The following is a 24,168-nucleotide window of genomic DNA, read 5'->3' as shown; positions in this document are numbered from 1 at the left end:
GGAGGATTGCATGACCAAGCGCGACAAGAACGAGATCGCGGCGACGCGGGCCGCCCTGGCCCTGGGCGATATCCGCGTCTGCGCCCGTCTCATCAGCCGGGTGGAGCGCGAGGAAGAGGGGCTGGTCCATCTGCTCCAGGCCCTTTACAAGGCGGGGGGCCGAGCGCAGGTAATCGGCGTGACCGGCCCGCCCGGCGCGGGCAAGAGTTCCCTGGTCAGCCAGATGATCCGGGTGTGGCGCAAGCGCGGTAAAAAGGTGGCGGTGTTGGCCGTGGACCCGTCCAGCCCCTTCTCGGGCGGAGCCGTGCTGGGCGATCGCCTGCGCATGGCCGACCACACCTGCGATGACGGCGTATTCATCCGGTCCATGGCGTCGCGCGGGCAACTGGGCGGGTTGGCCAAGGCCGCCGGTGATGCGCTGACCGTGCTGGACGCCATGAACTGGGACGTCATCATCATCGAGACCGTGGGGGTGGGGCAGAACGAAACCGCCATCATCCGCCATGCCGATCTGGTGGTGCTGGTGCAGACGCCCATGGGCGGCGGCGACGTTCAGGCGGCCAAGGCCGGTATCAACGAGATCGGCGACATCTACGTGGTCAACAAGGGCGATCACCCCGAGGCCGACCGGACGGTGAGCCAGATCCGCGACATGGTCACGCTCGGCCATCATCTTCATCCCGAGACGGCCTGGATTCCCCCGGTGCTCAAGACCCAGTCGCTTCTTGGCCAGGGCGCCGAGGAACTGGCCGACACCGTGCAGTCATGGTTCGATCATGTGCGCGACCATCCGGACTCGGCGCGGATGCGCGCCCGTCAGAGGGTCAGGCACCGCACGGCCGAGATCATCCGCGACAGGCTGGACAAACGACTGCTCAAGGGCAGGGAGCAGATCGTGGAATCCCTGATCGACCAGGTGGTGAGCCGTGACCGCGATCCCTATGCCCTGGCGGACAGCCTGTTGGCTGCCTTGGGAAACGGGCCGGAGCCGCAGGATTGCCTAATTCCCGTGATGGCCGACTGAGGTTCCACTGGGCCGGTGATGGCTTGGCTCGGCGCGGGAAACCGGCGGGGCTGTGTTGACCGTCCCCGTCACACCATCACGTCATGAGCCGCCAGCGAACGAGAGGCTGGAAAGTGGACACAGGCGGTGGTGCCTTTGCCTTCCTTACTGTCGATGGACAAGGTGCCGCCATGCAGTTCCATCAGCGACTTCGTAATGGGCAGGCCGAGGCCAACGCCTTCCCGCTCCTTGCGCAATATCCGTTGCCCCCCTTGTTCAAAGGGCATCAGAACACGGTCCAGATCATGGGCAGAAATGCCGATGCCGGTATCACGCACGCAGATCGTCACGCCGCTTTGATCATGGGAGGCGGTCAGGGTAACGGCCCCGCCTGCCGGGGTGAATTTCAGGGCGTTGCCAAGCAGATTGAGGAGTATCCGTTGGATGGCCGTCAGGTCTCCGCGCATGTGAGGCAGATCATCGGGCACTGATGCTGTCAGGTTGATTTCGGAATTTTCCGCCTGGGATGACAGCAGCCGCATGGACGTGACGATCACATCGCTGATATTGACGTTGCTCTCGCGCAAGGTTGTCCGCCCAGCTTCGATCACCGACATGTCGAGCACCTGGCCAATCAGCGCCAGCAGGTGCTGGCCGCTATTGACGATGATCCCGATATATTCCTTGTAGCGATCATTGCCCAGGCTACCCCACATCTCGTCCGCCATGATCTGGGCGAAACCCAGAACGGCATTGAGCGGAGTGCGCAACTCGTGGCTCATATTGGCCAGGAACTCAGACTTGGCGCGGTTGGCGGACTCCGCAATATTCTTGGCCTCTTTCAGTTCCCCCTGGGTTGAGCGCAGACTGTCAATGCTGGCTTCCAAATCTTTTTGAGTGTTCCGCAGATCGGTCTCGTCGATGAAGGTGAGGATGGCCCCCGCCGTCTGCTCCCGCAGATCGCGATAGGGGAAGATCCCCATGCGGTAGATGCGTCCCTCGGCGTCGATGATCTCTTCGTGGGACAAACCGCTGGAAACCACGGTAACCAGAAGGTTGCGCAGATCCTTGACGTGAAATTGGCTGGGTACGGCGGTGATCAACTGGCCAGCGTCGGAAGGCAACAACCCGAACAGCCGCGCCGCCTGAGGGGTAAAGCGGGTGATGCGCAGCCCCTTGTCCACCACCAGCATGGGAAAGCCGACATTGTCCTGGATATTCTGGAGGTCGGCGTTGGCGGCGGCCAGTTCCGAGGTGCGGACCTGCAGTTCCTCGTTGACCGTGGTCAGTTCCTCGTTGGTGGATTGCAGTTCCTCGTTGGAGGTTTCCAACTCCTCATTGGAGGATTGCAGTTCCTCGTTGGCGGCCTGCATTTCCTCGTTAAGGGCCTGAAGCTCTTCGTTTGAGGTCTCAAGCTCCTCCACCACGGTCTGGAGATGCTCGCGCGTCGCGGTCAGCTCCTGCTCCAGCTCGATCAGGCGGATTTCGTTGCCCGGCGAGGTGGTTGCCTCCACTGCGCCGCCCTCGGAGATAAGCTCGATCTTCTCGCAACTGACCAGGAACAGCAGCTCGCGCCCGGATTCAACATGCAACGGCCGCACCACCAGCCGCGACATCACATCCCCCTCGCGGGTTCGTAATTGGCGCTTGCTGCCCATGGCGACGGTGCTGGTCTCACGGGACCGGTGCACCAGGGCGCGAAGATCGATGCGGAAATCGTCGGCGATCAGCTTGCCGAGATTCTGGTTGGGGCGGCCCTGAGGAAAGCGGACAAAACCGTCCACGTCGCCGTGATAGTAAACGATATCCAGATTCTCATTGATGGCCACGCTGGCTGGCATGCAGGCTTCGACAAAGCCATCGCGTACGATGGATTCGATGGAGGCGCCCCCCAATGGCAGCATTGTCTCCGAGGATTCTGTGGGCTTGAGCCGGAAGGCTCCGAAGACCGGGTTGGCGGAGCGCGGCCCGCCCATGCGCTTTTGGAAAATCTTCGACGTGGTCTTGATGGAGCGGAACAGGTCGGTGCAGCGCCCCACCGATTCCGACTTGCCCAGAAACAGGTGGCCCTCCGGGTTCAGGGCGTAATGGAACACCTGGAAGATGCGGTCCTGGAGGTCGGAATTGAAATAGATCAGCACATTGCGGCAACTGATAATATCGACCTTGACGAAGGGCGGGTCCTTGATCAGGTCCTGGCGGGCGAACACCACCATCTCGCGGATGGGCTTCTTGATCTGATAATTTTGCCCCATGGCGTCGAAGTATTTCGACACATACGCCTTGTCCAGTCCATCCACCGTGGTGGCCGAATATGTTCCTTTACGGGCATGGCGCATGGCGTCCATGTCGATATCCGTGGCGAAGACCTGGATTTTGTAAGACTTGCAGGCATCGCCGAGAAGATCGGTCAGCATCATGGCGAAGGAATAGGCTTCCTCACCCGTGGCGCAGGCTGGCACCCAGATGCGGATGGAATCGCCGGGACGCTTGGTCATCAGCAGTTCCGACAGGGTCAGCTTGATATCCTCGAACGCCTTGGTATCGCGGAAGAACGAGGTCACCGAGATCAGGATGTCCTTGCACAGCAGGTCCAGTTCGGCGGGTTGGCGCTGGACAAAGTCCAGATAGGCCACCAGGGTCTCGATGCGGTTGGCGGCCATGCGCCGCTCCAGGCGGCGGCGGACGGTGTTCAGCTTGTACTGGGTAAAATCCACCTCGGTACGCTTGCGGACCAGCAGGAAGATTTCGTTGATGGTGTCCTGGGTCTTGGTCTCTTCCGACTTCTGGTTAACCACCGGTCGGGGAAAGCGCGAGATGGAGGACAGTTCCGGGCCAATGGAATCGGGAGGCAGCGTCTGATCGACACAGCCGGAATCGATGGCAGCCTTGGGCATGCCGTCATATTTGGCGGTTTCGGGCTCCTGAGCCACGGTCAGTCCGCCGCTGGCCTTGATGGCGCGCATGCCATGTGCGCCATCACTGCCGGTGCCCGACAGGATCACGCCGATGGCGTGCTGGCCGCGGTCCTCGGCCAAGGAGGCGAAGAAGACGTCCACCGAGGGCTTCGGACCCAACGGCGCCGAAGGCTCGCGCAGCCACAGGGTCGAGTTCTTGACCCGGACATCCTTGTTGGGCGGCGTGATGTAGATGGTGTTGGCGACCAGGACGGTGCCGTCCTTGATCTCTTCCACCGGCAGCTTGGTCTCGCGCGCCAGCAATTGCACCATCATGGAGCGATAGGCTGGCGACAGATGCTGGACGATGACATAGGCCATGTTGGCCTCGGTCGGCAGATGGGCCACGAAGGGCGGCAGCGCCTCCAGGCCGCCCGCCGAGGCGCCGATGCCGACCACGTAGAGGTTGCTGCGACGTCCTCGGGTTTTCTTGGAGACTTCTCCCTCCGCACCGAGCTTTGTCGATGAGCGCACCGCCACCGAAGTGCCGCCCGCTTCTTTCGGCTTACGCGCCATGTCCAACTCCCCTGCGGCCATCTTCATTGTAAAATGGCGGTGCGGCTTAAGCGTCCCATCATATAATCTATAAAAAGTGTTCGCCATGTTGTTTGTAGCTGTGCGAATCTGATGTGGGGATAGAGAGCAATTAAATAAGCCGCAAGATGGACATTAGGAATAATCGGGAGAAAACCAAGGCGCAGTTGGAGGCCGAACTTCATGCCATGAGCATGGAGCTGGCGGCGCTTCGCCGCCAGACGCCCGAGGCCATGGCCGAAGCCCAACGGCACATGGCCGGTACCCTGCACAACCTCCATGTCCACCAGGAAGAGCTTCGGACGCAGAACGAGCAACTCCGCCAAGCCCAGGACAACATCGAAAAGGTCAGCCATCGGTATCAGGATCTTTTTGAATATTCTCCGGCTGGCTATTTCATCATCGACGATAAGCTCACGGTGATCGACGCCAACATCGCCGGGATGGGAATGCTGGCCCGCACCAAGAGCCGCATCACGGGCAAGCCGTTTCTTCTCTTCGTCGAGAAAGACAGCCGCCATGACCTGGACGCCCATTTCGCCACGGTGCGAAGCGTCGGGAGGGCCTCCTCCGAGCTATGGCTGTCTCCCGACCAACGCCCGCCCTTTCCGGTGATCCTGGAAAGCGTCCGGTTGGGTGAGGGATGGGGAGACGGCTGGCGGTGCCTCAGCACCGCTTTGGACATCACCAGCCGCAAGCAGGCGGAAATCGCCCTGCAGGAGTCGGAGACGCGCTTTCGCGCCATCTTTGAACAAAGCCCACTGGCTATCCAGATCGTCGATGCCGCATCGGTTCCGCGGATGTCAAACCGGTCCTGGGTTAAATTGTGGGGGCAGACCGTCACGGCTCCCACCGCTGAAGGCGGGCATCCCGTCCTCGACCGGATCGGCGCGGAGCGTCTGCTTTCCGAAGGCCTGGCCGGGCGCAGCCTGGAAATTCCAGCCATCCACGTCACCGTCGATACTGGGCGGGGTGAGGAGCGCTGGGTGCACGGCTATGCCTATCCGATTCGGGGAAGGAACGATTCCGTTCCCGAGGTGGTGCTGGTTCACGAGGACATCACCGAGCAAAAGCGTTCGGAGCGGGAGCTCCAGATCAGCCAATCGCTGATCAACGCCCTGCTGAATGCCTCGATCGACGCCATCATGCTCTTTAAAATCGACGGGGCCATTCTCGCCGCCAACACCGTCATGGCAGAGCGATTTTGCACGACGGTCGAATGCCTCCTCGGCGACTGCGTCTGGACTCTCCTTCCTCCGGATCTGGCAGAAAGCCGAAGACAAGCCTGTCTGGGCGTGCTGGAAAGTGGGATTCCAGCTCATGTTCTGGATCACCAGGGGGAGCTCTTCCTCGACAATTTCATCTTCCCTGTTACGGGTCCTGATGGACGAATCGACAAATTGGCGGTGTTTTCCCGTGACATCAGCGACCAGAAGCGCGCCGAGGCCAAGATCACCAGCTATGTCGCTGAAATCGAGCGCTCCAATTCTGAACTGGAGCAATTCGCCTATGTCGCCAGCCACGATCTGCGAGAACCGCTGCGGATGGTCAGCAGTTATCTGAGTCTTCTGGAACGCCGTTACGGAGCTCTGCTCGACCAGGACGGCCACGACTTCATCGGCTATGCCCGTGACGGCGCCAAGCGTATGGACCAACTGGTTCTTGGCCTCTTGGAGTTCTCACGCATCACCCGGCATGGTGACCCCATAACGGCCATGCCGGTCCTGCCAGCCATTCAACTGGCGCTGACCAATCTCGGCATGGGCGTCAGCGAGTGTGGAGCGGCCATTCACATCGACGAATCGCTGCTGTCGTGCGGGATCATGGGGGACCCGGTTCAGATCATGAGGCTCTTTCAGAACCTGATCGGAAACGCCCTCAAATACAGGAAGTCTGAGGTCGCTCCGGCCATCAGCATCGGTGGGCGACTCCGCGACGGTGGCTGGGAATTCAGCATAAGCGATAACGGGATCGGCATTGCCACCGAGTATTTCGAGCGTATCTTCGGCATTTTTCAGCGCCTCCATACCCGAGATCAGTACGAAGGTACCGGGATCGGCCTCGCCATCTGCAAGAAGATCGTCGAGCGACATGGCGGGAGCATTTGGCTGGAATCTCAGCCCGATATGGGAACGACGTTCTTCTTCACCCTTCAGGGCGGTTCCATTAAGACCTGATCCGCGCATGGCCGAACTTGGATCACACGAGCCAATCGCTCCTATCACCCGCCACACTCCCGGCACACGGCGCAGCCGGTAGGGGCGGAAGGGTGCCGCGCCGAGGTCCAAGTCCTTCGACAAGAAGACCGATGCCGAGAAGTGGGCGCGTGATCTGGAAGCCGAGGTTGATCGGCGTGGCGTGTTACGGAGCCGGGCGGCGAAACCATCAATTGATGATTCGCAAACAAACCATGACCAGCACCCCAGTTGCCAGGGCGGCTGGAATTACGGCCTTTTTGCTTGCGCCACGCTTTAGCAGCGTGCCCGTTAACACCAGACCCATTCCAGCCAAGAATATGAAGCCACCGATGACGACGACGAGACCGGCATAGAGGACTGCAGAACTGTCGGACTGGTATGAAAAATAGGTCGATGGGAAGGTCGCCAGCATCAGGGCCACGGCCACAATCCCCAGCACCTGCAGCAGCTTTCCAAATGCCAATCCAATGCCATCACCCCGTTCGAGCCAGCGCCCTGCTTGGACGATCGCCAGACCGAACGCCAACCATGCGATGCCACTGAACATCACGGATGTCGGCAGAAGGGGGCCCTGGGAAACGCTGGCATACAATAGGACGTAATCTGCACGGATATCCAGTGGCTCAAGCCGATGATCATTCTCGCGATCGAAACCGGGATGCGTCGGGGCGAGCAACTGTCCATGCGATGGGCAGACATCGACCTGGACCGACGGGTTGTTCATCTGTCGATGACCAAGAACGGCAGCCCTCGGGATGTCCCGCTGTCCACGCTCGCGGTCGAAACCCTGCGCGGACTCTATGCCGCCAGCGACCGCCACCCCGAGGTGGTGTTCAATGTCAGCCCCAACGCGGTTCGTCTCGCTTGGAACCGACTGCGCATCCGCGCTGGTATCCCCGACATCAACTTCCATGACCTGCGTCACGAGGGCGTCTCACGTCTTTTCGAGAAGGGCTTCGACATGATGGAGGTCGCGACCATCTCCGGTCACAAGACCCTGTCCATGCTGCGACGCTACACCCATCTGCGAGCCGAAGACTTGGCCCAGCGCCTGGGGTGATCCCGACCTGACCAAGTTTCCAGCGCCCCGAATCGCCCTGCCATCCTGACCGATGGCGGGGCGTTCTGTTTTCTGGGCAGCCCACTCCGCTGGGAGGTCGAAGTCCTAGAAAATTCAAGAGTGTCCGGCCCTGGTGGCGGCTGATCCGACGGCCTTTTACCATCCTCCTTGCACAGCCGAATCATTACATCTTCATCAAAACACTCGCTCTGTAATGCCCTGAGGAGGGTGCGGACAGTTGGTTCCGCCAGAGTATAGCTCATGGAAGATGTGGCAATAGAGCCACACAATGACCACTAGCCGAAGAAAAATATCGCCGATGTTGCTCCGATTCGGCGGAAGAAGTAAAATTAACATGCTTGAGATGAAAGCGTCATGGCCGCGCCAGAGGATTTATCCTTGTAAACGGACCGCCCGAGTAGTTCTCACAAGATCGGCGAACGATCCGCTGGTCTACATAGCGGCCCCGTTTACAAAGGCGACCTGGGATCATGACCGGGCGTATCAGCCAGCCGCAGGCGAAGGGATTAGTCGTCGCGTCGCCAAGAACGATGGAACGAAGTTCGTCACAGCGCGCCCTGACTGCTCACCGGCCTATCCCGTCGAGAGACGATGGCAACGAGACACCCCGCTGATGGCGGGGGGTAAAAGGATATGGGTTGCGGAATTGCCGTGCCCATGGCCTCCAGCCTGTCGGCGCATAGCTGGCTGGGGGTGTGCGTTCTCCCGAACGCGACCGGACTGTCCCTCGGGACGGGATCGGAACCTGATGCCGGAACTTCGGAGTCCCGCCGGCTGCTCGGTCTGATTCGTGACTGATGCTGGGTTCTTATGCGCAACCGTCGAACGGTGACACCTCCCTTGAGCGCCGACCCTAGCTTGGCGCTCAGGGGGGAGAAGAACCATCCCCGGTTTGTTCCTGTAGCACCTCACCGACGAGATAGCTAACGATCGTCAATCGCCCTCACCAGACCCGCCCGCGAGCATTTCGAGACGCTCAAGCAGCCTCATGACCGTCGTTGCCTGCCACTTGACCAAACCGCCTCGCGATGTGCCATGTCCCAGTTCGTTCAATCTTCGTGCGATTGCGCCATGGGACGCGCCGTCGCCCAGCTCATCCCGGATCGAGGCGAGGGTCGGCGCCATCCTCTTGGCAAACTCATCAGCATGACGGGTGCGAGCTTTTTTGGCCGCCGCGACAGCGTGATCCGTTGGCTCATTCCCGGTGGCAGGCTGGTCAGAGCGATTGATTCTCCTGGCGACCTTAGATGCGACAGCTCCCGCGATCATGAATTGGCGTGCGTCGGTCGGAATTTTCAGCACATCCAGCCCCAACTTCCCGTCGATGACGGTTACTCCCAGGCTGGTAAGCCGAGCATACGTGGCAATCGCCTTGTTCTTGTCTCCTATGAGTCCGAGGAACTTGAAAACGTCGGAGACCACCAGGATGCCGTCCAATTCACGTGCCGACTGCCCACCTGTCCATGACGAAGAATGGATCGAGCCGCGACGTGCCGCTGTCCACCAGGGCGGTGGAGACGCTATCAGGGTTGATGCAACAACCTGATCGTGATCCAGAGAAAGTCTTTATGGTGTCCGAGAACGCCGTCCGTCTTGCATGGGATCGCCTGCGGAACCGCATCGGTCTGGAGAACATCAACTTCCATGACCTGCGTCATGAAGGCGTGTCGCGATTGTTCGAGAAGGGGCTGGATGTGATGGAGGTGTCTGCCATCAGCGGTCACAAGACCCTGACCATGTTGAAGCGGTACACCCACCTGCGGGCCGAGGATTTGGCGCTACGATTAGGTTGATGCATCAACCTGTCTGGATTAGAACCTCGTCGATCTTGGTGAACCCGCTGCCGACGCCCAACTGAGACGCGTGGACCGTCACCGAGCCATAATCGCGTTAAAAAGGCTCGGACTAAAGCCCGCATTGAGGAGCCCTGTATGGGGCTGGTGACGTTCACGATGACGGCGGCGGTCTGAGGTGGGCTTTGGTTCGATTATCGGTCATGGAAAGGATGATGAGGTCGTCAACGTGATCGATATCCACCTATTGCCAGATGATAGGGAGAAATTGAGCCTCATCCATCGCAAACTGGTTTTGAAAACCACTCTTGTAGACGCAATGCATCTCTTGATGAAGGCGATTTGGTTATCAAGACTCAAAATGACGCCAGATTAGATGTTTGATTTTGCCGTAAGGCATTTTAAAGCATTCAAAACATCGAAGACGTCATCATAAGGCGGATTTTACGCCGTAAAGTCGCTCATTGAGCATTCGTGAAGCGCTAAAAATTCATCTAGAGCAATGATTATTTCCGGCTCAAGATGTGTTGATCGAGATATTGCCCTTCCAATACTCGTGTCTAACACATTTGAAACGCCCAGCGCACGCATCAACGGCGCAGTTTTTAACGCACCACCTTTTTTGACGTAACCTTTTGCGTTCATCATAGCGATGATGCGTTTTTTTCCGTCGATGGTTAGCTTTCCATCAGATGTGGAAACAGACGGCTTTGGTGTTATGGCTGATGCTGGAGACGGCGGCGGAGCCACAGATCGACCACCAGATGAATGAGATGGTGCGGAAGTGGTTGGAGGCGGCAAAGGTACGATGGTCATCCCAAACTCGGCTTCCAGAAATACCCGAAAGCCATCTCGCTCGACGGCATCAGCTTTGCGCCACTCACGTTTCAGCGCATCGAGGCGGTTGGGTAGTTGTATCAACCCGGCGGCGGCGCATGCGGCACGCACGCTCGTATACGTCCCTGCGATCAGGTCGGCATAGAAGGAAGGCTGGTCGCGTTCTAGGCGACCACGCCAATATGCTGCATCACGTTTCTTGGGCTTGGGCATAAGCGCAGGATAGATGCATCAATCCATCAATGGCAATGCCAGACTGGAGCGGGGGCGTCTGTGAACTTCCCACTTCTTCACCCTTTCTTCCCCGCCTGTGCATGAAACGGTGAAGTTATCTCGGTTGGAATGTGATGCATTGATGCATCAACCCGCCCACACCACCTCCATTCCCATCCTGGACGTCGCCAGAGACGATCCGATCACCGGCAGCAGCGGTGTGACAGCAGATGATATCCAAAACCTGCCACGGGTCTCGGGAGTGGGGCGGCGGTGTGTCTCATGTTGCGTGGGGTGCAGCCAAACTTCGGTCTGAAGGGCTGGTATCAGATTGGGGCAGCAGTCGGATGCGGCGCTGGGGTTGGTCGGCTCCACCTGACCCAACTCGGTTATTCTCCTGGGCATGGTGCACATGGCAGTGTGAAGTGGAACGTTGATCCTTCACCGGGTATTGACTCCACCCAGATACGCCCGCGATGACGCTCAATGATCTTCTTGCAAACCGCCAGCCCAATGCCTGTTCCATCGTATTTCTCTCTCGTGTGGAGGCGCTGGAAAATGCCAAAGACGCGCTCAAAATACTCCGAGGCAATGCCTATGCCGTTGTCGCCAATACTGAACTGCCAATAACCATCTAGGGGGCGACCACCAATTTGAATAACGGGGTCAGAGTCAGGCTTTCGGTATTTGAGCGAGTTGCCGATCAGGTTCTGGAAAAGTCTCATGATTTGAGTGGGATCGCCTAACACCCAGGAGGGATAGATTACGTCGTCGGTGGTTATGGTCGCCGAGTTGTCCTTGATCGTCATCCCCAGATTGGTGAGGGCCAATTGCACCGAAGGCATAATCGGCATGGGAACGATTGGGTCGCCCTTGCGCTCGATACGGGACAGATCGAGTAAATCAAGCACAAGCAGGTCCATACGCTTGGCGCCGTCGCGGGCGAAGCCAATGAACTCTAAGCCATCACCGTCGAGACGATCACCGTAGCGCCTCTCTAGCAAGGACAGGTAGCTGCTGATCATGCGCAGGGGTTCACGGAGATCGTGGCTCGCGACGTAGGCAAACTGCTCCAGTTCAGCGTTTGAGCGCTCCACCTCGGTAATATAGGTAGCTATCTTGGCTTCAGAATTCACCTTATCGGTGATATCACGAGAAAAAACAGCAAGCCTATCTGCCCTGCCGTCAGGACCTGCTACGGGATATATGCTGTTGTCAAAGTAGCTGGAGCCTCTGTGATCTAGGATATGGTTGGGAACACCGTTTTCTAGAACCGCTAGGCTTGCCCGGCGTCGGCTTTCCGCAACATCAGGCGGGAAAAGATCCCACAAGGACGTTCCGACTAACTGTTCTGCCGCGCAGCCAAAGCGATCCGCCATGACGTCATTGACCGCCAGTAACGTTCCATCAGGCTGAAATAGCATGACTGCGTCTGCGGACGCATTGAGTATGCTTCGGATCAAGATCTCTTTTTGGGTGTGATCAAAGAGCTGACGTTCCAACTCCTCAGTTTTCTCTTCAACCATTTTGCCCAACCGGGCAACTTCTGTATCCGATTCCATTCGCAGCAACCCGACGGCGACCAGCACATTGCCCAGCCCAGACGCGGCAAAATAGGCTGCTTGAAATCCGACGAGCCCGACAAACTCACGGATAGGCCCCTCAATATACAAGGCACCGATGCTGCGTGGTATTAGCAGTGCAGCCCAAACACCAGCCACCACCTCAAGCATCATCGCTCCTTGGGAAGCATGGCGCTGGCGGTAGCGGTGGATGATGACGGATACGTGAAAAAAAACCGGAATACGAAGCAGGGATATGACTGCTATTCGCGCATTGATGTTATCTTCAGCTGCGTAATAGTATGTGTACCCAGCTAGATACAGAAGCATAAATAAAACATAAACGGCAATGAACCGGCGATCAAAGCGACCAAAGATTCCGCTGGTTCCGGCATGGAGCGCCAGTGCAGACACCATCACCATGAAGTTTCCGCCGATGATTGCCAGCATGGGCGGCAGGACACCTCTATGGACAATAGCGATTACGCCAATCCCATAAGCGGCGGCAGAAAGCGAAAACAGGCCCCAATGCCGGAGGCTGCGGCTAGGACTGGCATAGGATATAATGATGATCGCTGCCGCCAAGGACGCTATGGCGGACGAGAAAGCCATCGTGCCTACGTCAAGTTTGAGCATTCATTGCCCTCAAAGTGAACCAAATTGCCCCAAAGGACCGATCTATAGCCACCCGAGCCCTATACCTATGGCACGCATCTTCCTGCCATTGGAAATAGAGTAAGCCAAGCTGCGGACGACTGACACGACCCAAATGTCACGAAGTTTGACATATGTCATGGGGATGGGTTTCTGGCCGACGTTCTTTCCGGTAGTGGCACCCTTGAGCCATTCGCTCTGATCACATCCATACCCCCAGCACATCGGCGCAACCGGCTGGATTCAAACCAGCGGCTGACCCCGCCCACGTCGCGCACTTCCCGTTTGACACAGGCGACAGCCCGGCGTTGACTCGAGGCAACAGAACCCCAAGATGTGACTAAGGGAGCGCGTCATGGCGATAGAGTGGAATGATCGCCTTGCGATTGACAAGGGCATCATCGACCAGGACCATCGGGTGTTGATCGACCTTTGCTCCACCTTCATCAGGCTAAAGGAAAGTGCGGGAAAGGCTGAACTGGCTAGGGTTATTGCTGACCTTGAACATTATGCCCGCTCTCATTTCTGGCGGGAGAGCGAACTACAGCGCCGGATTGGTTTCTGCTATGCCGAACAACAGACCGATGAGCATCGGCAATTGGTCGCCAGCCTCGGCGAGGTCGCAGTGCGGTTCTTCCACGCCAAGGAAGCCGAGGCGGTGCGGGCGGTGAGTAACGAACTCGGTAAACTGCTGCATAGCTGGTTGATCGACCACATTCTCAAGTCTGACATTCACATGGTCGCCTATCGCACTGAGATCGCCGCCATGGCGAAAGACATGACGCCCATGGATGGTGCCGACAAGGGGGCGGCAGTAAGAACGATCGGCAGCGACGTGCTTTATAACCTGTCCATCGATAACGGGGTCATTGATGACGACCATCATCACCTGATTGAGTTGATCAACGACTTTATCTTGGGAACCTCTGAAGCTGTTGGGCATGCGTATTTGGATGCGACCCTCATAAAGCTGCAGGCCTATACCCAATCCCATTTCTCGCGAGAAGAGGACCTGCAAGCCGCCGTTGGCTTTCCCTTCGCCGTCGCTCATAAGCAGGCACACCAATCCCTGATTGCCTCGCTGGGGGGCTTCCAGGCTCAACTCTCTCGGTAATCCCCCCGTTTTTAACGGGGTTGGAACATAGAACTCACGCGGCCAATTTCAGTTTCTGGGCGGGTGTGATGCCGCCGATGGCCATATTGGGTCTGTCGTTGTTGTAGGTCCATAGCCAATCCGTGGCGTGATCTTGCACCTCCTGGATGGTTTCGAAGAGGAACTGGCCCAGCCATTCGTGGCGGACCGTCCGGTTGTAGCGCTCCACATAGGCGTTCTGCTGGGGCTTGCCGGGCTGGATATGCTGGAGAGCAATCCCTCGTTTTTCAGCCCATTTCATCAACGTGCCGCTGATGTATTCCGGGCCGTTATCGACCCGAATGGCTTTGGGGCTGCCACGCCATTCGATGATCCGGTTCAGCATGCGTACGACCCGTTCGGCGGGTAGCGAGAAATCCACCTCGATGCCGAGCCCTTCGCGGTTGAAGTCGTCGAGCACGTTGAGCAGCCTGAAGGCCCTCCCGTCCTCCAGCCGGTCAGCCATGAAATCCATGGACCACACCTGGTTGAGCTCGGCGAACATCTTCTTCAGCCGCCGGTTCTCATCCTCAAGGCCCTTCATCTCCGAGATCATGGACGCGTCCATGCCTCCGTACTTGGCCCGCCATTTGTAAAAGGTCGCGCTGCTCATCTGGTGCTCGCGGCACAGGTTCAGCACCGGAATGCCGTCCTCCGCCTGGCGCAGGATCGCCATGATCTGGGCATCCGTAAATCGGCTCTTCTTCATTCGAATCTCCTCGTTCCGTGAACCGAGAAAATTCTACGTTCCGATCCCTCTATTTCCAGGGGGGATTCCGCCCTTCGGGTGAGCGGCATCGACCCGGCTAAGGCGAAGGAAGCCGCGAAGCCTGCCACGACCCTTAACGAATTGATCGACCGATACTTGGAGGCCGCTGACGCTGGAATTTTGGTTGGGCGGGCGGGAACGCCTAAGAAGGCTTCCACCATCGAGACCGACAAGTACAGGGTCAACGCTCTGGTCCGTCCGGCCTTGGGCAAGTTGGCCCTGGCCGACATTGACCGCAAGGTGATCGAGAAGTTCATGAACGACGTGGCCTTGGGCAAAATCAAAAGCATCGGGGCCAAGACAGCCAAGAATCGGGGGCGGACCAACACCAGGGGAGGTAGAGGGGCGGCCACTCGTACCATTGGGCTGTTGGGCGGAATACTCGCCTTCGGCGTCAAGGAGGGAGAGATACCCTCCAACCCTGTCATCGGCATCAAGAGGTTTAAGGATACGAAAAATGAGCGTTTCCTGAGCGGTGAAGAGTTGGCGAAGCTGGGCGATGTGCTCCGGCAAGCGGAAGCCAACTTCCGGGCTTGGGAGGTGGCCCGGAAGGCTTGGGAAGGTGATGGACGCCAGGGAAAGGCCCCAGTGCGCCCCAGCAACGCCGAGGCACCCGCCGCCATCGGCGTGATCAGATTGTTGGCGTTGACCGGGATGCGCCGTGGCGAAGCCTTGGCGCTCGACTGGGGCGAGGTGGATTTCGAGTATGGCCTTCTCCAACTTGCCGACTCCAAGACGGGACGGAAGTCAGTGCCCCTCGGTGCTGCCGCCCGGCAATTGCTAGCCGCCATTCCGAAGCCCGAAGGCGGCGGGCTGGTATTCCGTGGACCTTCGGGTGGACCCGTGGGTGGGTTGCCGCACATCTGGGAGCGGATCAGGAAGCGGGCTGGTCTGGACGGGGTCCGCCTCCACGATCTTCGCCACAGCTACGCCGCTGTCGGCGCATCAGGCGGCCAGTCGCTGCCGATCCTCGGGGCAATCCTGGGCCACAGCGACACGGCGACGACTCAGAGGTACGCGCATTTGACGGCCAGCCCTGTCCAGGCAGCCGCCGACCTGATCTCCAAGAACATCGCGGCGGCCCTGGATGGCCGACCGGCGGCCAAGCCGAAGCGCCTTCGGGTCGTGACGTAGAAGACAACCCGCATCTCGTCAGAAGGTGGCCGTCCTCCGGGGCGGCCATTTTCATTTCCGCCGCCCATCAGCGATGCGAACGGCGTGGCAAAGTCATGCGAAGATTACACGAAACTATTGATATCAAACTATTTTTTGTTGAAATGACGGTCGTGTTGCGGGATCGTTCTCACATCTCCAAGGAGGCCCCCATGGATGTGATGAATGAACCCCTGACGTGGACCGAGCCGGTGACGGCCAAGAAGCTGAACCTTGCCTTACCGACCTTGCGCAAGCTGGTGGATCAGGGGAGCGGGCCGCCGTGCATCCTGGTCAACGGAAGGCGTCGGTATCGCCCGACCAGCGTCATGGCTTGGCTGGAGGCGCTGGAAAAGGTCGAGGCTGCATAAAGTAAAGCCCTCGGTGGTCTTCCAACACCGAGGGCTCTGGCGGGCACAACGAGGCAAAGTTGAAACCGCAACACGAGCAAAATCATGTCTGAAAGCAGTGAAAAAGACAAGCAAAAGTTTGTGAAAGTTCCGGTTACTCTTATGGCCTCGACCTTTATTCCGATTCATCACCGCGTTTATATGGCTTGCTCCTTCTGCGCTATGCGTGGAGAGGGGGCTATTGCTGTTGATGTGGTGTCAAAGCTGACCAAGGCCCACCGGAATACCGTCACCCCTATCTTGCGCTCTCTAGAGGCCGCCGGTGCCATCACCCGCACCAACCCCGAGCGCGACGAACGTGGTCGCCGGGCCGTGGGCGACTACGCGATCAATCTGGCCGCCGACCTTGATGCCATCGTGACCGCCCGCAAGGTGAAGCGGGGTGGTCGATCCATGCACAAAAAACCCCATGAAATTGTGCGTGGCTCCATGCACAAGAATGCCGCCGAAATTGTGCATGGCGATGCTCCGTCCATGCACAAAAATGACGGTGTTTTTGTGCAGCACCATGCACAAGAAACTGGGGTTTTTTGTGCAGTAATAGAAGAGAGAGAATCTACCACCAATACCATCTTGCCGCCGGAAGCCGATGGTGGCGGTGATGGTGAATTGCCCATCACGATCCTCCCCGCCGATGCCGACGAAAACGGTTGCTGGGATGACGTGGCGCGTGAGGGCGAGACCGCCACCGCCGATCCATTCGTCCTGGCGGTCCTTCTTGGGGAAATGAATCACTTCGAAGAACGAGATGCCTGGGATCGGGCAATTGCCTTCCTAGCGGCGTCTGAGTTCATGGAGTTGGAGGAGGCCATGGCGGTCGCCAGGGAGGCGGTCCATTCCATGGTGGCCGACTATGGTTCATTCCACTCGAAGTCCACCACGGCCCCGAACGAGGCTCGTGCCGGTATCATAGCCGCCATCAACAGGGGGGGGCCTTCCGAGCAACTGACCTCCCGCGCCGCTACCATCCTTGAGGTTGCCAAGGCCCAGGCCGATTCGATCCGCAACGAGCGTCACGCCATCGAGGACGGGAAACGCAAGGCTGAGGCCCTGACCCAGGCCAAGGCGGGCCTGGAGAAGGCAGTCACGGCGTTTGCCGCCGCCGCCGGTGCCCAGGTGGCCCCGATCCTCGCCCAGGCGGACAAGCTGGTGGCCGAGGCGGAGCCCAGCATGGGAGCGATCAAGGCCCTTGAGGCCGTCACCGAGGCGGCCCAAGAAGCCATTGCCGAGGCCGCCAAGGGGCAGCGGATCGCAAGCCCTCCGTCCTACTTGAGGGCGATCCACAAGCGCAAGACCGACCACCAGAATGGAGGATCGAAGGCGGCATAGACGAGAACGAGACGGCTGATTCCTGTTCCCGCAACGAGGCCCGTGCAAATCGAACAGGACGAAGAAGATGAAGCAGAATCTCAAGGCCGCCGAGGGCCGCATCTCGGAACTGACCGCCACCATCCAGGACTTGGCCTCGCGCCGTGACGGGCTTCTGGCCGAAGCCGGGCGGTTGGAACGCGAAACCCAGGTGGGCGTGCTGAGTCGCTTGTTGGCGGGCGGAGCCCATCAGGCTGTCGTCGCCAACCGCGCTAAGGCCGTCCGGTTGCGGGAACAGGCCAACGACCATGACACCGCCATTCATGAAGCTCAGGGCTTGCTTGCTGAGGCGGAGGCCGACTTGGAAAGCGCCATGGGCTTCGACCGTGCCCGCCGTGCCCATGAACTGGCCCAGAACATTGTGAACGGACGCGCCGCCCTGGAGTCGATCCTCCGCCAGCTTGTCGCCCAGCTTGCCGCCGACAGGGCGGCCTCCGACGAACTGGCGGCCCTGACCAAGCTCGGCGTCCATTCCAACATGCACGTCGAGGCCGTCCTTCTGACGCTCAAGGCCGTGATGGCCGCCGAAGACATTGGCATCGCGTTCTTGGAGCGGAAGCTTCTGGCGCTGACCCCCGGCGATACCCTTGTGGGGACCGGGCGGTCGATGGTCATGGGTGTCGCCGCCGCCGACTACTTGCCGCCGCGGGGTTTGGCCGAAAAGCCGGGAAACACCGGCATCGCCAACACCTCAACCGGCGAGCCGTGGAACGGCAAAGCGACCGGCCACAAGCTTCGCCAGGATGGCTCCTCCGCCGGGTGGGCCGCGTGATGGCCGCCGCCACCATCGCCATGACGGCGCCGATCACGAAGACCGACGCCGCCGAGCGTTTGGTCTTCGGCTGGGCCAGCGTCATCGAAGAGAACGGCCAGCCCGTGGTGGATCGCCAGGGCGACGTGATCACCGAGGCGGAACTGGAAAAGGCCGCATACGATTTTGCCGAGAACGCCCGCGCCGCCGGGGAGATGCATACCAACATCGGCGTGGGCGAACTCGTCGAGTCCGTGGTGCTGACGAAGCAAAAGCAGCAGGCGATGGGCATCGACCTGGGCAGGGTGGGTTGGTGGATCGGATTCAGGGTGACGCCGGATGTGTTCGAGAAAGTGGCCTCCGGCGTCTATCGCGCTTTCTCCATCGGCGGCACCGGCCAGCGGGTCGCCATCAATCAGTCGGAGATCAACACCATGACCGCCAAATCGTTCGGCGAAGTCCTCGCCAAGAAGCACCGCGTCCGCACCGCCGGAGCGCCGAGGACGCCCCAGAGCGCCCCCAAGGCCATGACCACCCCCCAGACGCCTTCCGCGCCCCTGGCGCCCCCGGAAAGCCCGCTGATCAAGACCGAGATGGCCGAGGCCGCTCGGGTCTCTGGGAAGCCTCAGAACGGCACGGGTGATGTTGTCGGCAAGGTGGCCGAGCCGCCCCTGATCCGTGCCGCCATGGCCGCCGCCGCAGCCGCGAGACGCTGACCACCGTTGGCCTTGGCGTTCGCTCCGCCGGGCCAGCCGCCGCCCATCCGTTGCGATTGCGGATGGGCGGCACTCATTATTGAAACCCCATGGAGGCCGCCTTGCCCCGCAAAAAGACCACCCCAGCCAAGCCCACCGGGCGTCCCCGTTTCGAGCCGACCCGCGAGCAACGGGCGGCGGTGACCACGCTGGCCGCCGCTGGATTCTCCGCCGAGAAAATAGCGGTCGCCTTGACCGCCGCCGGGGCTCCCGTCTGCGGCAACACCGTCCGCAAGGTATTCGCTGCGGAACTCGCTGGCGGTGTGGCCCAGGTAGAGGCGCTGGCCGTCCGCACCCTGGTCCAGGCCATGCAGCGCGGCAGCGTCCCCGCTGCAACGTTTTGGCTAAAATATCGGAGCGGATGGCGGGACGGCATCGTCGTTGCCGTGGAGCCCTCTGCCGGGTCTCCGGAAGCTCAGGTCGCCGCCTTGGCCGGTGTCCGCCACTGTCTTTCCGAATTGGCCGAAGCGCGGCGTAACGGGACGATTTTCGGTGAGGAGATTGCGGCCATGTCCGCCGCGCTGTCGGTGCGACACTAGGTCTGGTCGCGTCAGGCAACAATCCCTGGGTCCAGCATGGTAGCCGCCCTCACAAGATCGAACGCTGGCTTCCGCCAAGTTAGGTGGGACTACGGGGGGTTGAATTTTTTTCGCGTATTTGATTATCTGGCTTGGCAATCGCGGGAGGGGAACATGAAGAAAATTTCGTTATTGTTGGCAGTTGGCGCGCTTTCAGGTTGTGCCGGTAAGATCGACTATATGCCTCCTACAAGCTACCGAGAGAATGAATCAATGGCCGTTCTGTCGGCTCAGAAGGATGATGTTTGGAAAAAACTTGTTAGCAATCTTGGGAAGAAATTTTTTGTAATTAATAATATTGATAAAGAATCTGGCCTGATAAATGTAAGCTACACAGGCGACCCTGAGGCTTATGTTGATTGTGGAACTATTAGTTCTTATGTCAAGAATGCACGAGGCGAGAGGACGTATACCTTTCCTGGATCAAAGGCATTTCAGCAATATGAAGTGATGACTGACAATCTTTATCAGTTTCAGCGTGAAATGAACCTGGAAGGGCGTGTAAATATCGTCGTGCAAGAGATCGATAAAAAAAGCACTCAAGTTCAGGTTAACACAAGATACATTTTGAGCAGAAAAATTAATGTTACGAGCGTTCAGGGGCAAACTAGGAGCATTAGTGACAATTCAAGCTTTAATTATGGCTCCACGGGAGTCTTCTCTGGATCGGGTCAGAACTTGCAGTGCGTCTCCACAGGAAAGATGGAGCGCGATATCATTTCCCTTGTGAAGAATTAGGGCTATTTGCGTGGCAATAGACTGGCCGTCATAATGTGAAGAGCTAGGCGTCTAACATGGCGGCCAACCTTTCACGAGCGGCGGACAGGGTCAGCAGGTCCGAGGGCCCCATGCCCTCGGCCTGACCCATGGTGGCATCGGAGGCGCGGAGCAGTTCCACCACCTCATTATGATCAAGCTGGATCAGATCCCGCTCGGCATGGCTAACGGCTGCTCCGATCTCACCGATGATAGTGTTCATGGCATCCTCTCTGATGATGGCCGCAGGATACCGCCACCCGCCCTGCCCGCACCAACATAGATTTGCGAAATCAATGTGTTAGCTTCGCATAATTATGCGAATCGGGGACGATGAGTGGTCATTCCTTCAAGATCACCGCACCCCAGGCAAGAGCATGGGCTATCGGGTGCATTTGGTACGCCCGTGGTACGCCGACACTTGGATGTAGTAGGAAATTGGCGCAACCGGCTGGATTCGAACCAGCGGCCTCTGCCTTCGGAGGGCAGCGCTCTATCCAGCTGAGCTACGGCTGCGCGGATCTCGGTGAACGAGAGGCGAGGGTTATAGCGCAGGTGTGAGGCGGGGGGAAGGGGGGAGTTGCTGATGCGAGCAACGCCCTCCTTCGGCATCGGCCGTCGGTTCGAATCCAGCCGGTTGCGCCTGCTGTGGCTGGGGTGTGGCAGTGCCGCCCCCCTTAAGATTCCCTTGCAAGACGACGCAGCCCACCTCATCGCTGCCGTCGGCGTCATTGATGACCGTTGTGCCTCCGTCAGCCGCCACTCGGCTGGAGCGTCCGCTACGGCCCAGTTGTGCCAGGAGCGGACTCCTGTTGCCCTAATGCAACTTGAACCAGTCAGGGTAGAGCAGCGTGTACACGTAGAAGAAATCGACAACGGCGATCAGCAGCGTCAGGATCAGCAGCACGGCATAGTCTAGGCCAAGCACGATCCTGGCCCCCGACAAGCGCCCAGACACGAACTGCGCATAGCCGAATGCCGCTAGTCCCAACAGCAGGCCGGGTAGTGCGCCCTCCAATCCGTCCAGGATGTAGAGCTTGAGATAGCCGTGATACAGGATTCCGCCCTTCGTCTGCCACGGGAAGTTCTCGAAGAAGTTTCGGACACCCAGTACCAGCGTTGTCACTATACCAACGAGGCCCAATCCGGCCGTCAGCAGGCGCCAGGCGCGCGGCGTCCGTCGTTCTCCACCAGAGACAATCATCCGCGCACCTGCGCCACAAGGCCCGCATAGGCCGGGTTGACGGTCACGGCTATAGTCTCCTCACGGTATGTTTCACGCGCTTCTCCGTCACGAAATCTGGGTCGCCCCAAGCCAAAGCAGCAGCAGCGGTAGTCCAGGGAACACGAGCCATTTCCAGCGAGCCCATGGTCCAGCCTCGGCTTTGCCCCAGGCCGGAGCCGACGCCGCCAGCGCTCGCCCGGTCAGCCAGAGCGCCAGTGCTGCTGTCAGGCTGGAGGCAATTCCCACATTGATGACCAACAATCCGCTCAGGATCACCGCTGCCGCCAGCGCCTTTAGCCCTTGCCCCAGCCGCACGGCCACCGCCTCGCCGAATGCGGCCAACTCGGTCTCGCCCCCCGCGTTGCTCCTGTCACTGACGAGAACATCGGTTCCGATTGGCACCAGCAGGGCCAGCAGCGCCATCACCGCCAGGAATAGGGCAGGCCAGTTGATCCAATATGCCAGCACCTCACGCCCCGCATCGTCGAGCGTAGTCATGCTGATATGCCCCAGAACGCCCGCTCCCAGCGCCGCGCATAGGGTGGCGGCGCAGACGAACGCAGTCCAGATCGCCAGCAAAGGACGCCATCCCAGATAGGCTCCCCTCATCCCCTTGATGCCAGCCTTCCAAAGCCCGTCCTCGCCCCTGGCGGTTTCGATGCAGGCGAACAGGGCGACGAACAGCAAGGCGCAGCACAGCCAGCCCACCATGAAAATCCACCCCAGCATCAACCAGCCGCCGATGCGGGCGCCGAGCGCCACGCTGACCGCCTGGAACAGGGTGGCACCCAGGGACAGGAGCAGATAGCTGACCGCCGCGCTGGGCAGGCCCCATATCCCCGCCTTGATCACCTTGAGGCGTCGGCCAGCCAGAAGACGCCAGCCGTCAAGGAGCCCGGCCTCTCCATCCGTCTGGGTCACAGCCGTCCAAATGACGGCGAAGACCAAGGCGTCGGTCAGATAGGACAAGAAGATGAAGGCGGCGGATGCTCCGCCCAGTTGGACAAGGTCGAGGCTCCAGCGAAGCGCCAGGATCAGGAGGGCGGCGCCGATGAAGAACATCGGATTGCGGCGCCACAAGGTCCAGGCTTGTTGGAACCAAACGCTGCTGGCGGAAATCGGTATGGCAATTCCTGTCATTGTCCGGCCCTCCCGCCGTTGGACGCCGGATTGCCCATGCCGGACTGGAGCCAATCCCGGATGGCTTCGGCGGCCTTGGGCCGGGTCTTGCCGATCTCGCTGGCTACGTCGCGCCACAGCCGCACAATAAACCTGTCAGAATTCAGGTAGGCTTCCACCCGCTTCATACCGCTCAAGGCCAGGCTGCGATCAGTGTCGGAAAGATTGAGTCGGGTGGCCTGGGCAGGATCCTGGTACAGGGCGTGCGACGGGTTCGACTTGGCCCAGGCCGCGCAGATGCGTTCCAGCCTTTCCCATCCGCCGACGCCGCGAACCATGGCCGTCAGTCCCATCTGGATGGCGCCGCCCTGGGACAGGCCGGTTTCCCACAGGGCCTTGTCCAGTTCCTCTGCGGCCTGCCGAGGATGAATGCCCTCGACCTGGGCCACCCGTTTGGCAATCTCTTGGCGTTCGGTAATGGAAAATCGGCTTGCCCCCAGACCGAAGGCGCCCGCGACCTTGTCCAGGATATCGGCCTGCTGGTCCGATATGCCCTGGACCGCCCAGTCCCAATGTTTTCCCTTGGCTGCCAGCGGTGCCGCCTTGGGCTGCAATGCCTTCATACGGGCCAGCCGGTCCCGGTCGGAAGGATGATCCGACAGGAAAGCCATGGCGCGCTGAGTCATAACGTCCTGGACGTTGGAGTGCGTGCCCTCCGCCATATGCTCCCAAGTGGCGACCGCCTTGGCCGAATCAAATCCGGCGCGGGACATCAGTTCCAGGCCAAGCACATCGGCCTCGGCCTCAAGGATACGACTTTTCGGGTCGAGGAACGCCAACTTCAAATCCTTGACCATCTCCTGCTCGCGCAGCGCACCGATTTTGAGACTCTTGGCCATGGTCCAGGCCAGCCCCTGGGCCAGCCAGCCGCGCCCCATGGATTCACGGGTGTGTTGCAAGATGGCGTGGGAGACTTCATGCGCCAGGATGGTGGCAAGCATGTCGCGGTCGTCGCCCAGCACCTGATCCGACAGCAAGCCCGACAGCACAATGATCCGGCCGCCGGGCATGCAATACGCGTTGATTTCGCCGGTATCGGCCAAATGCCATTCCCAGTTCCAATCGGTGGTCTGTGGGTACAGATCCTTGGCGGCGACGATCAGCGGTTCGGCTACCGAGCCGACCAACTCGGTCATATAGGCATCGCTGTCGAGAGCGCCGCGGGAATGGTATTCCCGAAGCCGCTGGACATAGCCATAGGCGGAGACTTCATTGGCCACTTGGGCGCTGGTCATGCGAAGGCGCCACCTGTCCTTTATCA

The 24,168-nt window shown here is 59.5% G+C and carries 22 protein-coding genes and 1 tRNA gene; 12 read left to right on the top strand and 11 right to left on the bottom strand.

Annotated features, from left to right (window positions below):
- Positions 1 to 10 precede the first annotated feature (10 nt).
- Positions 11 to 1,024 (top strand): methylmalonyl Co-A mutase-associated GTPase MeaB, encoded by a 1,014-nt coding sequence (meaB, locus tag CCC_RS00595; protein WP_009867606.1) that lies wholly within the window; start codon positions 11 to 13, stop codon positions 1,022 to 1,024.
- Between the two features lie 68 nt (positions 1,025 to 1,092).
- On the opposite strand, the gene CCC_RS00590 is transcribed toward meaB, so the two are convergent.
- A complete protein-coding gene (locus CCC_RS00590; protein ID WP_160295486.1) occupies positions 1,093 to 4,476 on the bottom strand; it encodes a chemotaxis protein CheB in 3,384 nt (1,127 codons plus the stop codon).
- Positions 4,477 to 4,682: 206 nt separating this feature from the next.
- Between CCC_RS00590 and CCC_RS21480 the strand changes: the two genes are divergently transcribed.
- Complete coding sequence (locus CCC_RS21480) at positions 4,683 to 6,671, top strand: PAS domain-containing sensor histidine kinase (RefSeq protein WP_160295485.1); 1,989 nt, start codon at positions 4,683 to 4,685, stop codon at positions 6,669 to 6,671.
- 208 nt (positions 6,672 to 6,879) lie between these two features.
- Here CCC_RS21480 and CCC_RS00580 read toward each other — a convergent pair whose 3' ends face one another.
- Positions 6,880 to 7,239, bottom strand: a complete 360-nt coding sequence (locus tag CCC_RS00580) for a hypothetical protein (RefSeq protein ID WP_041039200.1) — start codon at positions 7,237 to 7,239, stop codon at positions 6,880 to 6,882.
- Positions 7,240 to 7,323: 84 nt separating this feature from the next.
- On the opposite strand from CCC_RS00580, the gene CCC_RS00575 reads away from it, so the two are divergent.
- The gene (locus CCC_RS00575) at positions 7,324 to 7,752 is read left to right on the top strand and encodes a site-specific integrase (RefSeq protein ID WP_009868273.1); all 429 of its coding nucleotides are present in this window, start codon (positions 7,324 to 7,326) and stop codon (positions 7,750 to 7,752) included.
- A 954-nt stretch (positions 7,753 to 8,706) separates the two neighbouring features.
- Here the strand turns inward: CCC_RS00575 and CCC_RS00570 are convergent.
- Positions 8,707 to 9,210 carry a serine integrase family protein gene (locus tag CCC_RS00570; protein WP_041039198.1) on the bottom strand — a complete coding sequence of 168 codons (504 nt, stop codon included), beginning with the start codon at positions 9,208 to 9,210 and terminating at the stop codon, positions 8,707 to 8,709.
- Positions 9,211 to 9,215: 5 nt separating this feature from the next.
- Here CCC_RS00570 and CCC_RS00565 point away from each other — a divergent pair, with 5 nt between their 5' ends.
- Positions 9,216 to 9,566, top strand: a complete 351-nt coding sequence (locus CCC_RS00565; protein ID WP_201773269.1) for a site-specific integrase — start codon at positions 9,216 to 9,218, stop codon at positions 9,564 to 9,566.
- 444 nt (positions 9,567 to 10,010) lie between these two features.
- Here CCC_RS00565 and CCC_RS21960 read toward each other — a convergent pair whose 3' ends face one another.
- A complete protein-coding gene (locus CCC_RS21960) occupies positions 10,011 to 10,616 on the bottom strand; it encodes a hypothetical protein (protein ID WP_152619649.1) in 606 nt (201 codons plus the stop codon).
- 389 nt (positions 10,617 to 11,005) lie between these two features.
- Positions 11,006 to 12,814: a sensor histidine kinase gene (locus tag CCC_RS21475; RefSeq protein WP_236686256.1), complete on the bottom strand. Its 1,809-nt coding sequence runs from the start codon at positions 12,812 to 12,814 to the stop codon at positions 11,006 to 11,008.
- 373 nt (positions 12,815 to 13,187) lie between these two features.
- On the opposite strand from CCC_RS21475, the gene CCC_RS20935 reads away from it, so the two are divergent.
- On the top strand, positions 13,188 to 13,946 hold the full coding sequence (locus CCC_RS20935) for a bacteriohemerythrin (protein WP_052472841.1): 759 nt from the start codon (positions 13,188 to 13,190) through the stop codon (positions 13,944 to 13,946).
- 34 nt (positions 13,947 to 13,980) lie between these two features.
- Here CCC_RS20935 and CCC_RS00545 read toward each other — a convergent pair whose 3' ends face one another.
- Positions 13,981 to 14,673 (bottom strand): IS3 family transposase, encoded by a 693-nt coding sequence (locus CCC_RS00545; RefSeq protein ID WP_009868276.1) that lies wholly within the window; start codon positions 14,671 to 14,673, stop codon positions 13,981 to 13,983.
- Positions 14,674 to 14,751: 78 nt separating this feature from the next.
- On the opposite strand from CCC_RS00545, the gene CCC_RS00540 reads away from it, so the two are divergent.
- From CCC_RS00540 to CCC_RS21955, 7 genes are all read left to right on the top strand, one after another.
- A complete protein-coding gene (locus CCC_RS00540) occupies positions 14,752 to 15,867 on the top strand; it encodes a tyrosine-type recombinase/integrase (RefSeq protein ID WP_009868277.1) in 1,116 nt (371 codons plus the stop codon).
- Between the two features lie 191 nt (positions 15,868 to 16,058).
- Entirely contained in the window at positions 16,059 to 16,256 is a 198-nt protein-coding gene (locus CCC_RS00535) for a helix-turn-helix domain-containing protein (RefSeq protein WP_041039194.1), read from the top strand.
- 84 nt (positions 16,257 to 16,340) lie between these two features.
- Complete coding sequence (locus tag CCC_RS00530; protein ID WP_152619656.1) at positions 16,341 to 17,624, top strand: hypothetical protein; 1,284 nt, start codon at positions 16,341 to 16,343, stop codon at positions 17,622 to 17,624.
- Positions 17,625 to 17,691: 67 nt separating this feature from the next.
- Positions 17,692 to 18,435: a hypothetical protein gene (locus CCC_RS00525; protein ID WP_009868281.1), complete on the top strand. Its 744-nt coding sequence runs from the start codon at positions 17,692 to 17,694 to the stop codon at positions 18,433 to 18,435.
- Positions 18,435 to 19,130 carry an XkdF-like putative serine protease domain-containing protein gene (locus CCC_RS20930; RefSeq protein ID WP_152619668.1) on the top strand — a complete coding sequence of 232 codons (696 nt, stop codon included), beginning with the start codon at positions 18,435 to 18,437 and terminating at the stop codon, positions 19,128 to 19,130. Before CCC_RS00525 ends, CCC_RS20930 begins: the two co-directional genes overlap by 1 nt.
- 101 nt (positions 19,131 to 19,231) lie before the next feature.
- Positions 19,232 to 19,708 carry a hypothetical protein gene (locus CCC_RS00515; protein ID WP_152619655.1) on the top strand — a complete coding sequence of 159 codons (477 nt, stop codon included), beginning with the start codon at positions 19,232 to 19,234 and terminating at the stop codon, positions 19,706 to 19,708.
- Between the two features lie 153 nt (positions 19,709 to 19,861).
- Positions 19,862 to 20,485, top strand: a complete 624-nt coding sequence (locus CCC_RS21955) for a hypothetical protein (protein ID WP_152619654.1) — start codon at positions 19,862 to 19,864, stop codon at positions 20,483 to 20,485.
- Between the two features lie 43 nt (positions 20,486 to 20,528).
- Here the strand turns inward: CCC_RS21955 and CCC_RS00510 are convergent, their stop codons facing one another.
- From CCC_RS00510 to CCC_RS00490, 5 genes are all read right to left on the bottom strand, one after another.
- Positions 20,529 to 20,726, bottom strand: a complete 198-nt coding sequence (locus tag CCC_RS00510) for a hypothetical protein (RefSeq protein ID WP_009868284.1) — start codon at positions 20,724 to 20,726, stop codon at positions 20,529 to 20,531.
- A gap of 216 nt (positions 20,727 to 20,942) precedes the next feature.
- Positions 20,943 to 21,019, bottom strand: a tRNA-Arg gene (locus CCC_RS00505).
- A 301-nt stretch (positions 21,020 to 21,320) separates the two neighbouring features.
- Positions 21,321 to 21,707: a hypothetical protein gene (locus CCC_RS00500; RefSeq protein ID WP_152619653.1), complete on the bottom strand. Its 387-nt coding sequence runs from the start codon at positions 21,705 to 21,707 to the stop codon at positions 21,321 to 21,323.
- A gap of 87 nt (positions 21,708 to 21,794) precedes the next feature.
- Positions 21,795 to 22,868 carry a hypothetical protein gene (locus CCC_RS00495; protein ID WP_152619652.1) on the bottom strand — a complete coding sequence of 358 codons (1,074 nt, stop codon included), beginning with the start codon at positions 22,866 to 22,868 and terminating at the stop codon, positions 21,795 to 21,797.
- On the bottom strand, positions 22,865 to 24,142 hold the full coding sequence (locus CCC_RS00490; RefSeq protein WP_041039185.1) for a M48 family metallopeptidase: 1,278 nt from the start codon (positions 24,140 to 24,142) through the stop codon (positions 22,865 to 22,867). Before CCC_RS00490 ends, CCC_RS00495 begins: the two co-directional genes overlap by 4 nt.
- Positions 24,143 to 24,168: the final 26 nt, after the last annotated feature.

This window comes from Paramagnetospirillum magnetotacticum MS-1 (assembly GCF_000829825.1).
Classification (GTDB): domain Bacteria; phylum Pseudomonadota; class Alphaproteobacteria; order Rhodospirillales; family Magnetospirillaceae; genus Phaeospirillum; species Phaeospirillum magnetotacticum.
The sequence above is the reverse complement of the archived record's forward strand: the minus strand, read 5'-3'. Positions and strand labels throughout refer to the sequence as shown.

Coding starts and splice junctions, on each gene's coding strand:
- CCC_RS00510 (WP_009868284.1), bottom strand. CDS start 20,726: ATGAACACTATCATCGGTGAGATCGGAGCAGCCGTTAGCCATGCCGAG.
- CCC_RS00525 (WP_009868281.1), top strand. CDS start 17,692: ATGAAGCAGAATCTCAAGGCCGCCGAGGGCCGCATCTCGGAACTGACC.
- CCC_RS20935 (WP_052472841.1), top strand. CDS start 13,188: ATGGCGATAGAGTGGAATGATCGCCTTGCGATTGACAAGGGCATCATC.
- CCC_RS00500 (WP_152619653.1), bottom strand. CDS start 21,707: ATGATTGTCTCTGGTGGAGAACGACGGACGCCGCGCGCCTGGCGCCTG.
- CCC_RS00530 (WP_152619656.1), top strand. CDS start 16,341: ATGTCTGAAAGCAGTGAAAAAGACAAGCAAAAGTTTGTGAAAGTTCCG.
- CCC_RS00535 (WP_041039194.1), top strand. CDS start 16,059: ATGGATGTGATGAATGAACCCCTGACGTGGACCGAGCCGGTGACGGCC.
- CCC_RS21955 (WP_152619654.1), top strand. CDS start 19,862: ATGAAGAAAATTTCGTTATTGTTGGCAGTTGGCGCGCTTTCAGGTTGT.
- CCC_RS00575 (WP_009868273.1), top strand. CDS start 7,324: ATGATCATTCTCGCGATCGAAACCGGGATGCGTCGGGGCGAGCAACTG.
- CCC_RS00590 (WP_160295486.1), bottom strand. CDS start 4,476: ATGGCGCGTAAGCCGAAAGAAGCGGGCGGCACTTCGGTGGCGGTGCGC.
- meaB (WP_009867606.1), top strand. CDS start 11: ATGACCAAGCGCGACAAGAACGAGATCGCGGCGACGCGGGCCGCCCTG.
- CCC_RS00490 (WP_041039185.1), bottom strand. CDS start 24,142: ATGACCAGCGCCCAAGTGGCCAATGAAGTCTCCGCCTATGGCTATGTC.
- CCC_RS00495 (WP_152619652.1), bottom strand. CDS start 22,868: ATGACAGGAATTGCCATACCGATTTCCGCCAGCAGCGTTTGGTTCCAA.
- CCC_RS20930 (WP_152619668.1), top strand. CDS start 18,435: ATGGCCGCCGCCACCATCGCCATGACGGCGCCGATCACGAAGACCGAC.
- CCC_RS00580 (WP_041039200.1), bottom strand. CDS start 7,239: ATGTTCAGTGGCATCGCATGGTTGGCGTTCGGTCTGGCGATCGTCCAA.
- CCC_RS21960 (WP_152619649.1), bottom strand. CDS start 10,616: ATGCCCAAGCCCAAGAAACGTGATGCAGCATATTGGCGTGGTCGCCTA.
- CCC_RS00545 (WP_009868276.1), bottom strand. CDS start 14,673: ATGAAGAAGAGCCGATTTACGGATGCCCAGATCATGGCGATCCTGCGC.
- CCC_RS21480 (WP_160295485.1), top strand. CDS start 4,683: ATGAGCATGGAGCTGGCGGCGCTTCGCCGCCAGACGCCCGAGGCCATG.
- CCC_RS21475 (WP_236686256.1), bottom strand. CDS start 12,814: ATGCTCAAACTTGACGTAGGCACGATGGCTTTCTCGTCCGCCATAGCG.